The sequence below is a fragment of the Pseudoduganella chitinolytica genome, from assembly GCF_029028125.1.
In the GTDB taxonomy this organism is placed as follows: domain Bacteria; phylum Pseudomonadota; class Gammaproteobacteria; order Burkholderiales; family Burkholderiaceae_D; genus Rugamonas; species Rugamonas chitinolytica.
This window is the reverse complement of sequence record NZ_CP119083.1, coordinates 5,159,462-5,172,691: the sequence shown is the minus strand read 5'-3', so window position 1 is coordinate 5,172,691 and position 13,230 is coordinate 5,159,462. Positions and strand designations below refer to the sequence as shown.

12 protein-coding genes are annotated in these 13,230 nt (G+C 68.1%); 8 read left to right on the top strand and 4 right to left on the bottom strand.

Going from position 1 to position 13,230, the window contains the following annotated elements; translation table 11 throughout:
• The first annotated feature begins 26 nt into the window (after positions 1 to 26).
• On the top strand, positions 27 to 521 hold the full coding sequence (locus tag PX653_RS23060; protein ID WP_277415024.1) for a hypothetical protein: 495 nt from the start codon (positions 27 to 29) through the stop codon (positions 519 to 521).
• A 121-nt stretch (positions 522 to 642) separates the two neighbouring features.
• Here the strand turns inward: PX653_RS23060 and folE are convergent, their stop codons facing one another.
• Positions 643 to 1,206, bottom strand: a complete 564-nt coding sequence (folE, locus tag PX653_RS23055; RefSeq protein WP_277415023.1) for a GTP cyclohydrolase I FolE — start codon at positions 1,204 to 1,206, stop codon at positions 643 to 645.
• 121 nt (positions 1,207 to 1,327) lie between these two features.
• The gene (gene nudC / locus PX653_RS23050; RefSeq protein ID WP_277415022.1) at positions 1,328 to 2,146 is read right to left on the bottom strand and encodes an NAD(+) diphosphatase; all 819 of its coding nucleotides are present in this window, start codon (positions 2,144 to 2,146) and stop codon (positions 1,328 to 1,330) included.
• A 181-nt stretch (positions 2,147 to 2,327) separates the two neighbouring features.
• Here nudC and PX653_RS23045 point away from each other — a divergent pair, with 181 nt between their 5' ends.
• The 7 genes from PX653_RS23045 to PX653_RS23015 are packed head-to-tail and all read left to right on the top strand — an operon-like array spanning position 2,328 to position 11,038.
• Positions 2,328 to 4,838 carry an O-linked N-acetylglucosamine transferase, SPINDLY family protein gene (locus tag PX653_RS23045; protein WP_371876373.1) on the top strand — a complete coding sequence of 837 codons (2,511 nt, stop codon included), beginning with the start codon at positions 2,328 to 2,330 and terminating at the stop codon, positions 4,836 to 4,838.
• A gap of 22 nt (positions 4,839 to 4,860) precedes the next feature.
• Positions 4,861 to 7,398: an O-linked N-acetylglucosamine transferase, SPINDLY family protein gene (locus PX653_RS23040; protein WP_277415020.1), complete on the top strand. Its 2,538-nt coding sequence runs from the start codon at positions 4,861 to 4,863 to the stop codon at positions 7,396 to 7,398.
• A gap of 2 nt (positions 7,399 to 7,400) precedes the next feature.
• Positions 7,401 to 7,898, top strand: a complete 498-nt coding sequence (locus PX653_RS23035; RefSeq protein WP_277415019.1) for an acyltransferase — start codon at positions 7,401 to 7,403, stop codon at positions 7,896 to 7,898.
• Between the two features lie 10 nt (positions 7,899 to 7,908).
• Positions 7,909 to 8,793 carry a glycosyltransferase family 2 protein gene (locus PX653_RS23030; protein WP_277415018.1) on the top strand — a complete coding sequence of 295 codons (885 nt, stop codon included), beginning with the start codon at positions 7,909 to 7,911 and terminating at the stop codon, positions 8,791 to 8,793.
• Between the two features lie 34 nt (positions 8,794 to 8,827).
• Positions 8,828 to 9,256 carry a sugar 3,4-ketoisomerase gene (locus PX653_RS23025; RefSeq protein WP_277415017.1) on the top strand — a complete coding sequence of 143 codons (429 nt, stop codon included), beginning with the start codon at positions 8,828 to 8,830 and terminating at the stop codon, positions 9,254 to 9,256.
• On the top strand, positions 9,253 to 10,356 hold the full coding sequence (locus PX653_RS23020; RefSeq protein WP_277415016.1) for a DegT/DnrJ/EryC1/StrS family aminotransferase: 1,104 nt from the start codon (positions 9,253 to 9,255) through the stop codon (positions 10,354 to 10,356). Before PX653_RS23025 ends, PX653_RS23020 begins: the two co-directional genes overlap by 4 nt.
• Before the next feature lie 13 nt (positions 10,357 to 10,369).
• A complete protein-coding gene (locus tag PX653_RS23015) occupies positions 10,370 to 11,038 on the top strand; it encodes a class I SAM-dependent methyltransferase (protein WP_277415015.1) in 669 nt (222 codons plus the stop codon).
• 185 nt (positions 11,039 to 11,223) lie between these two features.
• Here the strand turns inward: PX653_RS23015 and PX653_RS23010 are convergent, their stop codons facing one another.
• Together PX653_RS23010 and PX653_RS23005 are read right to left on the bottom strand one after the other, a co-directional pair.
• On the bottom strand, positions 11,224 to 11,910 hold the full coding sequence (locus tag PX653_RS23010; RefSeq protein ID WP_277415014.1) for a glycosyltransferase: 687 nt from the start codon (positions 11,908 to 11,910) through the stop codon (positions 11,224 to 11,226).
• Positions 11,911 to 11,935: 25 nt separating this feature from the next.
• Positions 11,936 to 13,219, bottom strand: coding sequence for a methyltransferase domain-containing protein (locus PX653_RS23005; RefSeq protein ID WP_277415013.1), 1,284 nt, complete (start codon positions 13,217 to 13,219; stop codon positions 11,936 to 11,938).
• Positions 13,220 to 13,230 lie beyond the last annotated feature (11 nt).

Here is a 13,230-nt window from a genome sequence, read left to right as displayed (position 1 = left end):
CGTCATTTCCTCCCGTTCGCCCATCCATGCGTACCTACCCGACTGCCCTGGCGGCGCTGCTGCTGGCCGGCTGCTACAACGATTCCGCCACGTACTATGCCGACAGTACGCAGGACCACCGCCTGACGGTGCGGCGCCAGCAGGATTACTTCTGGAGCGAGGCAGGCCGTTTCACGCTGCTGGCGGCGCGCATGCCCGACTGCCAGCGGGCCATCCCGCTGGGCGAGCTGCCGCTGGAGGACACGAAGCTGGAACTGTTCAGCGAGGGGGACAACCGCTGGAGCCTGCGCGCCGGCAAGCAAGTGTGGCACGTGGACACGCAAAATTGCGCGCTGGTCGAGGATGCCGGCGCCGCGGCCGGGCAGAAGCTGGGGACTTCCTGGCGGAGATCGACCAGTTCTCGTTTGTCGAGACGCCGGAGGGACCAGCGAAGTAAACAGACCGCAGCCGACAAATCGGGGACAGCCTCCGGTTTCGTTTATTTCGCTTGCCTGCAAGCGAACGCGCCACCTTTCGCATGATCCGGCAAATCGGGGACAGCCTCCCCTCTCGCTGATGCGCGGGTTGGCGAATCGGAGGCTGTCCCCAATTTTTAATCGGAGGCTGTCCCCGATTTGCCGATTTGCGCAGGGTGGCCAGAGGTCAGTCGCGGGCCAGCGACAGGAATTCCGTGCGCAGGCCCAGGTTCGATTGCAGCTCGCCCAGCATCGACGACGTGATCGTTTCCTCGCCCGGCGTGCGGATGCCGCGGCTTTCCATGCACATGTGGCGGCACTTGATGACGACGCCGACCGCCTTCGGTTCCAGCACTTGCATCAACGTGTTGGCGATCTGCACCGTCAGGCGCTCCTGCACCTGCAGGCGCTTGGCGAAGCAGTCCACCAGGCGGGTCAGCTTCGACAGCCCCACGATCTTGCCATTCGGCAGGTAGCCGACGGTCGCCATGCCGAAGAACGGCGCCAGGTGGTGCTCGCAGTGGCTGTAGACGGGGATGTTGCGCACGACGATCAGCTCGTTGTAGGCCTCGGCGCCGTCCTCGAATGCCTTCAGCAGTTCGACCGGGTCCTGGTCGTAGCCGGAGGTCCAGTGTTTCCACGCCTTGGCCACGCGGTGCGGGGTTTCCGCCAGGCCGGGCCGGTCGGGATCCTCGCCCAGGGTGGACAGCAGGCGACGCCAGTCGTGTTCGGAGAAAGCTTCTTTGGACATAATTGAGACTGCCGAATTGAAAGAGTATCCGACAGTATACCCAAGATGCGCCGCCTGCGCCGGCTTGGCCAAGATGCGCCGCCTGCGCCGGCTTGGCCAAGATGCGCCGCCTGCGCCGGCCCTAGCCTTGGCCCGGCCGGTTCGCCGCGATCAGCGCGCTGGCGATCGAGATCGTGTGCGGCGTCTCGGGCCACGGGTCGCCGGGGCCGAACCAGCGGGCCTCCTCGATCTCGGAAGGGTCGACGCGGATCGTGCCGTCCAGGTAGTCCGCCGTGAACGCCACCATCAGCGAATTGGGGAACGGCCACGACTGGCTGCTGAAATAGCGCAGGTTGTGCACGCGCAGCCCCACCTCCTCGTACACCTCGCGGTGCACCGCTTCCTCGATCGATTCGCCTGCCTCGACAAAGCCGGCCAGCGCCGTGAACAGGCCCGGCGGCGAGCGGGTGTGCTTGGCCAGCAGCACGCGGTCGCCGTCGCGGATCAGGACCATCATGGCGGGACAGATCTGCGGATACGCCGTGTGGCCGCAAGCGTCGCACTTGTACGCCCGCTCGCCGCTGGCGCGCTGCATCGGCGTGGCGCACGCGCCGCAATAGCGGTGGGTGCGGGCCCAGTCGGCAATCTGGCTGGCGCGCCCGGCCAGCCCCAGGAACTCGTGGTCGTGCGTGCCGAACAGGGAGCGCAGGCCATGCCAGGCGTGGCCGTCCGGTGCCTGCTCGGCGCTGTCGGCCCACGCGGCCTGGCAGTAGCGGCCCTGCCACAGCCCGACCGGGTGCAGCCGCGCCGCCGGCAGTTCCGGCAGCGGCATGCCGACGGGCGCGGACAGGTCGTCGCTGCGCAGCAGCACCTGGCCGCGGTGGAAGATGAACGTCAGCGGCTCGGCGGCGTGCGCCGGCGGATCGATCAGGGGCGTGAAGGCGGCAGGCGTCTTGAGCATGGGATGGCGGAAACGGATGTGATGACCGTGTCATCTTAACCGTATCCGGCGCTGCCTGCCCGTCGCCACATGGTTGCTGTACGGCCACAAAACCTCCCGGGCGCCACGCGCGACGGAGTATGATTACGCTTCCCGACAACGCTGCTGTCATTCACTCGAGAGACTAAAAAAAAGGATGAGTGTGAACGCCAACCCGACGTCTCGTGCCGAAGCGCTGTTCCGGCAAGCCGAACACGGTTCCCTGCCGCTGCCCGAGCTGTTCGAGGGCGCGCAGGCGCTGGTCGAACAGGGGGCGCCGCAACAGGCGGTGCGCTTGTACGAACAATGGCTGGCCCATACCCGCTCGCCGCTCGCGTATGCCGTCTGGTTCAACCTGGCGATCGCCCACAGCGGCATCGGCAACGACACGCAGGCCGAAGGCGATTACCTCAAGGCCATCGCCCTCAATCCCGACTTCATCGAAGCACGCCTGAACCTGGGTACTCTTTACGAGCGCCTGGGCCGGCCGGACGACGCACTGGCCACGTGGAACGCGATCCTGACGGACGTGCGCGACCTGGCCGCCAAGCAGTCCTTGCACGTGCAAACGCTGAACAACATCGGGCGCCTGCTGGAGATCCGCCGCCGCCTGCCGGAAGCGGAAACGGTGCTGACGCAAAGCCTGACGATCGACCCGCACCAGCCCAACGCCATCACGCACTGGGTGCACCTGCGCCAGAAGCTGTGCCGCTGGCCCGTCTACCAGCCGTTCGGCGCGGTGACCGTGGAGCAGCTGCGCCGCCATACGTCGGCACTGGCCATGCTGGGCGCCTCGGCCGATCCGGCCGAACAGCTGGCGGCATCGCGCCACTTCATCGAGCAGAAGGTCAAGACCGACGTGGCGCCGCTGTGCGACCCCGCCGGCTACCCGCACAAGCGCATGCGCATCGGCTACCTGTCCTCCGACCTGTGCTCGCACGCGGTGTCGATCCTCACGGCCGAACTGTACGAGCTGCACGACCGCTCGCGCGTGGAGGTGTATGCGTTCAGCTGGAGCCGCGAGGACAATTCGCCGCTGCGTGCCCGCGTGGTGGGCGCGATGGACCACTACATCCGTATCGACCGCATGACGGACGAGGAAGCGGCCCGCTGCATCCGCTCGCACGAAATCGACATCCTGGTCGACCTGCACGGCCTGACCCTGGGCGCGCGCGCGGGCATCCTGTGCTGGCGCCCGGCGCCCGTGCAGCTGACGTGGCTGGGCTTCCCCGGCCCTACGGCGATTCCCGGCGTCGACTATGTCGTCGCCGATGCCTTCGTGTTGCCGCCGGAACTGGAGCCGTATTTCACCGAGCAGCCGTTGCGCATGCCGCACACGTTCCAGATCAACGACCGCCAGCGCGCCATCGGACCGCGTCCCGAGCGCGCCGCCAACGGCCTGCCGGACGACAAGTTCGTGTTCTGCTCCTTCAACACCAACTTCAAGTTCACGCCGGACGTGTTCGCGGCCTGGATGCGCATCCTGCGCCGCGTGCCGGACAGCGTGCTGTGGATCGTGGCCGACGTGGCGGACACCCGCGCCAACCTGCTGCGCGAGGCCGAGGCGCACGGCATCGACGGCAGCCGCCTGCTGTTTGCCGCGCGCGTGCCGCCGGCGGAATACCTGGCGCGCTTCGGGCTCGCCGACCTGTTCCTCGACACGGCACCGTTCAACGCCGGCACGACGGCCAGCGACGCGCTGTGGGCCGGCCTGCCCGTGCTGACATGGGCGGGCCGCACCTTCTGTTCGCGCATGGCGGGCAGCCTGCTGCATGCCGTCGGCCTGCCGGAGCTGGTCACGCATACGCTGGCCGACTACGAGGAAGTGGCCGTGGCGCTGGGCACGGATCGCGCGCGCATGGCCGCGCTGCGCCAGCGCCTGGCCGACAACCGCGACACCAGCCCCCTGTTCGACACGCCGCGCTTCGTGCGCGACTATGAAGACCTGCTGGCCAGCGTCGTCCGGCGTCCCGCCGGCGTGCCGCTGCGCGACGACCCGGACCCGATCCGCACGCATGCCGTGCCCGAACCGGCCGCTGGCCAGATGAGCATCCAGCAAAGCAGCATGCTGGCGCTGATGCGGCCCGGCATGCACAGCGTCGTCGAGGTGGGCGGCACCACGCTGGCGCAGGCCTGGCGGGCGCGCCAGCCGAACTCGCACTTCACCGGCATCGGCGCGCACGCCGCAACCGGCGGCTTTGCCACCGGCGTCGTGCCGGCCGATCCGGAGCAGCTGGACGCGGCCACGTGGCAGCAGCTGGCTTCCGCCCAGTGCTGGCTGTTCCCGGAAACGCTGGAGCGGCTGCGCGATCCGTGGACCTTCCTGCAGCGGCTGCGGCGCGAGGCGCTGGGCGCCGTCGAGCTGGTCGCCTGCGTCAACAACGCACAGAACTGGCACATGCAGTCGCTGCTCGTGTCGGGCAACCTGCACTACCAGGAAGGGGGCGTGCCGGACCGGCGCAGCCTGCACCTGTTCACCCGCGCGTCGCTGGCGGCGATGCTGCGCGAGTGCGGCTTCGCCATCGTCGAGATGACGGCCGTGAACGCGCACCAGCCGCCGCCGGCCGTGGTCGAGGCACTGCGCCACCTGGCCGCCGCGACCGGTGCCGATGCCCTGCTGGCCGAACAGGACGCGCTGGCGTACCAGTACCTGTTGCGTGCCGTGGCGGTCTGAGGCACCGGGGTATGATGACGCCATGACTTCCACCGCCTTCACTCCGGACGACGTGCCGCCGGCGGCGCGGCACCACTTCGAGCTGGCCCGGCTGGGGCAGTTGCCGATCCTGGACCTGTTCGGTGCCGCGCACGAGCTGACCGATGCGGGCCGGATCGACGTGGCTGCCGGGTTGTACCGCACGTGGCTGGACCATACCGCCTCGCCGGCCGCGTTTGCCGTCTGCTTCAACTATGGCGTCACCCTCAGCACGCTGAAGGACGACGCGGCGGCGGAAACCGTCTACCGCCGGGCCATCGCGCTCAACCCGCAGTTCGTCGAGGCGCGCCTGAACCTGGGCACCCTGCTCGAACGCCTGGGCCGGCCGGACGAGGCGCTCGCCACGTGGCAGGCCATCCTCGACGAGGTGACCGACCCGCCCGTCAGCAACGATCCCGAGCTGCACGTGCAGACGCTGAACAACCTGGGCCGCCTGCTGGAGATCCAGCGCCGCCTGCCGGAAGCGCAGGAGATGCTGGTGCGCAGCCTGCGCCTCGACCCGCGCCAGCCCAACGTGCTGACCCACTGGGTGCACCTGCGCCAGAAACTGTGCGAGTGGCCCGTGTATTGCGGCCTGGACGACGTTGTCACGCCGGAAGACATGATGAACGCGACGGCGGCGCTGGCGATGCTGAGCGGCTCGCCCGACCCGGCGCGCCAGCTGGCCGCCGCGCAGCGCTTCGTGCGCGAGAAGGTGAACAGCGACGTGCCGGCGCTCAGCGACGACACGGGCTACGCGCACGAGCGCATCCGCATCGGCTACCTGTCCTCCGACTTCTGCTCGCATGCCGTGTCGATCCTCACCGCCGAGCTGTACGAGCTGCACGACCGCCAGCGCGTGGAGGTGTACGCGTTCAGCTGGAGCCGCGAGGACGGCTCGCCGCTGCGCGCCCGCGTGGTGCGGGCGATGGACCACTACATCCGCATCGACAACCTGACCGATGCCGAGGCGGCCCAGCGCATCCGCGATTGCGAGATCGACGTGCTGATCGACCTGCACGGCCTGACCCTGGGCGCCCGCCCCGGCATCCTGTGCTACCGCGCCGCGCCCGTGCAGGTCACGTGGCTCGGCCTGCCCGGCCCCACCGCCGTGCCGGGCGTCGACTACGTGCTGAGCGACCGCTTCGTGCTGCCCCCGGAACTGGAGCCGTACTTCACCGAGAAGCCGCTGCACCTCCCCAACTGCTTCCAGATCAACGACCGCCAGCGCGCCATCGGCCCGCGCCCGGACCGCGCGGCCAACGGCCTGCCGGAGGGCAAGCTGGTGTTCTGCAGTTTCAACAACGCGTTCAAGATCACGCCGGACGTGTTTGGCGCCTGGATGCGCATCCTGCAGCAGGTGCCGGACAGCGTGCTGTGGCTCGTCACGGACGTGCCGCAGACCCGCGCCAACCTGCTGCGCGAGGCCGCGGCGCACGGCATCGGCGCCGACCGCGTGCTGTTTGCCGGCCGCGTCTTCCCGGCTGAATATCTGGCGCGCTACCAGCTGGCCGACCTGTTCCTCGACACGGCCCCGTTCAACGGCGGCACCACGGCCAGCGATGCGCTGTGGGCGGGCCTGCCCGTGCTGACGTGGGCCGGCCACACCTTCAGCTCGCGCATGGCGGGCAGCCTGCTGCATGCCGTGGGCCTGCCGGAACTGGTCACCTATACGCTGGACGAATACGAACGCACGGCCGTCGCGCTGGCCCGCGACCCGGCCCGGCTGGCCACGCTGCGCGCGCGCCTGGCCGAGGGGCGCGACCGCAGCGACCTGTTCGACACGCCCCGCTTCGTGCGCCAGCTCGAGGACGTGCTGGCCAGCGTTGTGCGGCGCCCGGCCGGCTACCGGCCGCCGGCCGTGCTGCCGGCCGCGCCCACGATGCTGCCGCCACCGACCGAGCCGAGCGTGCCGCAGACGGGTGTGCTGGGCCTGCTGCGGCCGAACCTGACGCGCCTCGTCGAGGTGGGCAGCGCCGGCCTCGCGCCCCACTGGCGCACGCGCCACCTGCGCGCGCACTTCACGGCCATCGGCAGCAGCGCCGACCTGCTGGACGGCGGCGACTGGTGCACCGGGCGCGTGGCGCAAGACATCGAAACGCTCGACCTGGAACAATGGCATGCGCTGCGCGACACCGATTGCTGGCTGTTCGTCAATACGCTGGAGCGGCTGCGCGACCCGTGGGGCGTGCTGCAGCGCATCCGCGCGCAGGCCAACGGTCCTGTCGAGGTCGTGGCCTGCGTCAGCAACGCGCAGTACTGGGAAGTGCAGGCCGGCATGGTCGGCGGTACCCTGAGCTACCGCGAAGGCAGCATCCTGCAACCGCGCCAGCTGCGCTGGTTCGGCCGGCAATCGCTGGCCGACCTGCTGGGCAGCTGCGGCTTCCGGCTGATGGACATGCAGGTGGTGACGGGTGCCGCGCCGCCCGACGCCGTGCAGCACGCCATCCGCCAGCTGGCGGCCAGCATCGGCGCCGCGCCCGAGCTGGCGCTGGCCGACGCCATCCCCCATCAATACATCGTGCGCGCCTGCGCCGCCTGACCATGGAACCGACCGCTCCCTTCATCCACCCGCTGGCCGACTGCCAGAGCACGCAGCTCGGTGCCGGCACCCGCGTCTGGCAGTTCACCGTCGTGCTGGCCGGTGCCCGCATCGGCGCCAACTGCAACATCAACAGCCACTGCTTCGTCGAGAACGACGTGGTAGTGGGCGACAACGTGACCGTCAAGTGCGGCGTCTACCTGTGGGACGGCCTGCGCATCGAGGACAACGTCTTCATCGGGCCGAACGTCACGTTCACCAACGACAAGCACCCGCGCTCGAAGGTCTACCCGGATGCGTTCCTGTCCACGCGGGTCGGCCGCGGCGCCTCGATCGGTGCCGGCGCAGTGATCCTGCCCGGCATCGCGATCGGTGCCGGCGCGATGGTGGGCGCCGGCGCGGTGGTGGCACGCGACGTGCCCGACAATGCAGTCGTCTATGGCGACGCGGCCAGGCTGCGCCTGGTCCGCGGCGCCGACGACACCCCTCAACCAGATTGAACCGGCGACCATGTCCCTGCCCAAAGTCAGCATCGTAATCCCCAGCTACAAGCCCGCCCATTTCGAGCAGAGCCTGCGCTCGGCCATCGGCCAGACCTATCCGAACATCGAGATCCTCGTCAGCGACAACTGCCCGACCGAGGAAATCCGCGACACCTGCGCGCGCTTCCCCGGCGTGATCTACCAGCGCAACAGCGCCATCCGCGAGCAGAACGTGCTGGCCTCGTTCTACTCCGGCAAGGGCGAGTACATCAAGCCGCTGTTCGACGACGACATCCTGCACCCGTTCTGCGTGGAGCGCATGGTGGCGGCGGCGCGCAGCCAGGCGGACGTGCAGCTGGTCTTCTCGGCCTCGCAGGTCATCGACGTGGACAACCAGCGCACCGAGACGCGCCGGCCATACGAAGTGAGCGGCTCGCTGAGCGGGCGCGACCTGCAGCGCAGCATGGCCCTCGGCATGCGCAACTTCGTCGGCGAATTCAGCACCATCCTGTTCCGCCGCGATACGCTGTGGAACATCGGCTGGCGCGACCTGTTCCGCATCGGCGACCATGACTTCACGCTGGGCCTGGCCGACGTGGCCGCGTTCTGCAACCTGGCACGGGGCGGCAATGCGTTCTACATCGACGAGGAGCTCAGCTATTTCCGGCGCGACCAGCGCCTGCAGTCGAATTCGAACATCAGCGCCAACCCGAACTTCGGCTTCTGCTTCTCCGACTATTTCGACCTGCTGCGCGTGTCGTACCAGGGCGGCGAGATCAGTGCCGAGGAACTGGCCGGCGTGCAGCCCGCCGTGCTGGCGGCCTACCACCAGCTCAAGGACGTGTTCGCGCAGATGGAGCCGGCGCGCGACCGCTACCTGCGCGACCTGGACAAGCTGCAAGCCCCGCGCTAAGGTGGCCCCATCAACGCTATCGTGAAAGTCGACCATGCTGGAACAATGCCGCATCATTGAATTGCCCAAGATCTCCGATCCGCGCGGGAATCTCTCGGTCATCGAGAACAGCATCCACATCCCGTTCGATATCAAGCGCGTCTACTACCTGTACGACGTGCCGGGCGGCTCGGCCCGCGCCGGCCACGGCCACATCGAGCTGCAGCAGATGATCATCGCCATGTCGGGCAGCTTCGACGTGATCGTCGACGACGGCCTGGAGCGCCGCAAGGTGCACCTGAACCGCTCGTACTACGGCCTGTACGTACCGGGCATGATGTGGCGCGAGATCGAGAACTTCTCGTCGGGCGCCGTCTGCCTCGTGCTGGCGTCGACCCTGTACGACGTCAAGGACTACTACCGCGACTACGACGAATTCGCCGCCGTCGCCGCCGCGCATCGCGCATCGAAGGACGCCCCATGAGTATCCCGTTTCTCGACCTGAAAGCCATCAACCTGAGCCAGCAGGCGGAACTGGAAGCGGCGTTTCGCCGCGTGCTGGAATCCGGCTGGTTCATCCTCGGCAAGGAAGTGGCCACGTTCGAACAGAACTTCGCCACGTATTGCGAGGCCACCCATGCCATCGGCGTGGACAACGGCCTGAACGCGATCACGCTGATCCTGAAGGGCTACGGCATCGGTCCGGGCGACGAGGTGATCGTGCCCAGCAACACGTTCGTCGCCACCTGGCTGGCGGTGACGCACTGCGGCGCGCGCCCCATCCCCGTGGAACCCGTGGATGCCACGTTCAACCTGGATCCGGCCCGCATCGCCGCCGCCATCACCCCGCGCACCCGTGCCATCATCGCCGTGCACCTGAGCGGCCAGCCGGCCGACATGGACCCGATCGTCGCCCTGGCGCGTGAACATGGCCTGAAGGTCATCGAGGATGCGGCCCAGGCGCATGGCGCCCGCTACAAGGGCCGCCGCGTGGGCAGCCTGGGCGACGCGGCCGCGTTCAGCTTCTATCCGGGCAAGAACCTGGGGGCGCTGGGCGACGGCGGCGCGGTCGTCACGAGCGATGCGGCGCTGGACGAGAAGGTGCGCGTGTTCCGCAACTACGGCTCGCGCGTCAAGTACCACAACGAAGTGGTGGGCTTCAATGCCCGCCTGGACGAGCTGCAGGCCGCGCTGCTGAACGTGAAGCTGACAACGCTGGACGAAGGCAATGCCCACCGCCGCGCGCTGGCGCAGCGCTATGCCGAGCAACTGGCCGGCATCGCCAACGTCCGCATCCCGGCGGTGCCGGAGTGGGCCGAGCCGGTCTGGCATACCTACGTGATCCGCCATCCGCAGCGCGATGCACTGGCCGCGAAGCTGGCGGAGGCCGGCATCGGCACGATCGTGCACTACCCGATTCCGCCGCACCGGCAGCAGGCCTACGGCGACCTGGGCTACCAGGACGGCGAGTTCCCCATCTCGGAAGCGATGCACCGCGAAGTGCTGAGCCTGCCGATCGGCCCCACCATGGCGCTGGACGACGTCGACCAGGTGGCCGCCACCATCCGCCAGCTGGCGCTCTGAAAGGACCACGGCCATGCAGCAGACCCCCATCCATGACGTACCGAATCCGGACATCCTCAACTTCATGCGGCCCGGCTTCTCCGGTGTCGTGGAGGTGGGCTCCAGCAGCGGCGCACTGGCACACGCCTACCGCAGCACGACACCGGAATGCCATTACGTGGGCATCGAGATCGACGCCGCCTATGCCGAGGCGTCGCGCGCGCACTGCCAGGAAGTCATCTACGGCAACGTCGAGCACCTGACGGAAGACGACATCGCCCGGCTGGCCGGCCGGGCCCAGTGCTGGGTGTTCGGTGACGCGCTGGAACACCTGTACGACCCGTGGAAGCTGATCGAACGCATCCGCAAGTACTCCGCGCCCGGCACCGAGCTGATCGCCTGTATTCCGAACGTGCAGTACTGGGGCCTGCAAAGCGTGCTCAACGCGGGCCAGTGGATGTACCAGGATGCCGGCCTGCTGGACCGCACGCACATCCGCTGGTTTACGCGCCAGACGATGATGCACATGTTCATGAGCAACGGGTTCCAGGTCGTGGACATGAGCCTGCGCGTGGGCCAGCAGCCATCCCCGCAGATGGCCGAGGCGATCCAGCAGATGGCCCGCGCCGGTGGCTACGACCCGCAGCAGGCGCTGAACGACGCCATCGCGTTCCAGTACGTGATGCGCTGCGTCGCCGTGTGACGCAGCGCGAGGGTCTGTCCCTGCACAGGGACAGACCCTGAAGTTCTCGCAACCGGTTCACAGCCCGACAAAGACATCGCTCGACAGCATCTGCCGCATTGACCGCCACTACTGCCGGGCTCGTGTCCCGCTGCGGTGACTGACCCTGCGGTGGGACACAGGCTTTGCAGGAGCCGGTAAACGGCTCAGGGCGACGTGATGTTGCCCTGCTCGTCGATGGTGATGATGGTGGTCTTGATGGGCCCCGGGTTCTTGTCGCGGAACAGCGCGGCGGACTTCCAGAACTTCTCGTCGAACTCGGTACGCTTGGAGTAGTGCACCACGCGGTTCTTGATGACCAGCGCCTGCTGGCCGAACTGTTTCGCCTTCACGCACGCATCCGCGCCGTACATGTGCCAGCCCAGCTCCTCGTCCAGCCGGATCGGCGTGGCCGACGGGAAGATCAGGATCAGCTCGTCCAGCGAGTCCACCGGCGTGGGCAGCTCGTTGATGTTGAAGTCCAGGTAGATCGTGGGGCTGGCAAACACGTCGGCGTAGATCTGCTGGCCGCGGCAGCCCACGCAGCCGGCCACGCCGAACGGCAGGTTGTCGTAGATCGCTTCCATCGCGTCGGTCCAGTTCGGCGGCAGGTAGACGTCCTGGTGTACCAGCACCGTGATCTCGCCCGGGGCGTGCTTGACGACGTTCTCGTTGAACGCCTGCGCGGCCGACGAGGCGCCGACCACCTTCGTCAGCGACTTGTAGCGGTTGTGCTTCAGCGATGCCAGCAGCACGTTCTCGTACACCGCCTCGTCGTTGACGCAGCAGATGAAGTTGATGCGCGGGTGGTAGTCGAGGATGGCGCCGATCGCGTCGGGGACGAGGTGACTCATGGTGCAGCTCCGCTAAACAGGTACATCATGCCGGCACGGCGCGCAGCACGTATTCCAGCGGCAGCGCATCCTGCACCGCCAGCTCCGGATCGCCGCCGGCGGCCTGGGCCAGCCGGCGCAGGCCGGGGAAATAGGCGTCGCCCGGTTCCGGGTCCATGCGTGCCACGCCGGCCGCCAGCTGGAAGCCGCCGGCCTGCAGCAGCGCGAACGCACTCTGGCGCGTGAAGACCTGGCGCTGGCCCTCCGCCAGTGCCCATTCGCCGCGTGCCAGCGCGCCCTGGCGCCGCCAGTGCTGCTGGTTCGGGATCGCCAGCACCACGGAGCCCTGCGGCGGCAGCACGGCCCGGATGCGGCGCAGCAGCCGCGCCGGGTCCGTCACGCGCGCCAGGACCTGGTCGAGGATCCAGCAGTCGTTGTGGGCATTGGCCGCGAAGAAGGCGTCGTCGGCATGGTCGATGTCGAGCTGATAGACGAAATCGCACGGCGTGCGCGCCAGCGCCACGGCGGCGGGATCGGTCTCCACGCCCGTGTAGCTGCAGCTGGGGTTGATCGACTTGTAGGCGCGCGTCAGCGCACCGCTGCCGCAGCCGACCTCGATGACCTGCTCCGCCTCGGGCGGGACCTGCGACAGCAGCACCTCGTTGTACTGCTGGCCCTGCATGGCCGTGTCGTAGTGGTAGCCCTTGGTGCGCATCACGGTACCCTGCCATTCGTGGCGGATGAACACGCGCTGCGGGTTTTCCGAGAAATCGTTCTTGACCCAGTCGACCTGGCGCACCAGGTCCGTCTTGCCGGCCTTGGCAAGGGCCAGCATGGGCGAGACCATCGGCGCGCCATGCTTGATGGGGGGCGGGTACTGGCGCATCACCTCGATATTGCACAGCATGCAGGCAGGGCTCAGGTAAGGCATGCCGCGGTAGGCTTCGGGCACGTCGCCCAGGATCGGATACGTGATGTCGCCGACGCCGTACATGCCGGGTTCCAGGTGCTGCAGCAGCGATTCGAGGAAGCCGGGCGCAATGATTTCCACGTCCGAATCCAGGAACATCACGGGTCCGGACAGCGGCAGGTTGCGCATCGCCCACGTCAAGCCGGGGCCGTGGTGGATGTTGTAGCCGAACGGGATGAAACGGGCGTTCTCGTACTTGGCAACGATGGCGCCAATCTCGGCCGCGATCTGCGGCGTGGAGCCGTCGATGATGTAGACGGGGTTGCGGTAGTACCGGCGCAGCGAACCGATCAGCGTGTCGATCAGGTCCGGCGACATGTACGAGACGGCAACGATGGGGATATTCTCGGGGGTTTGCATGTCGGGTCTCC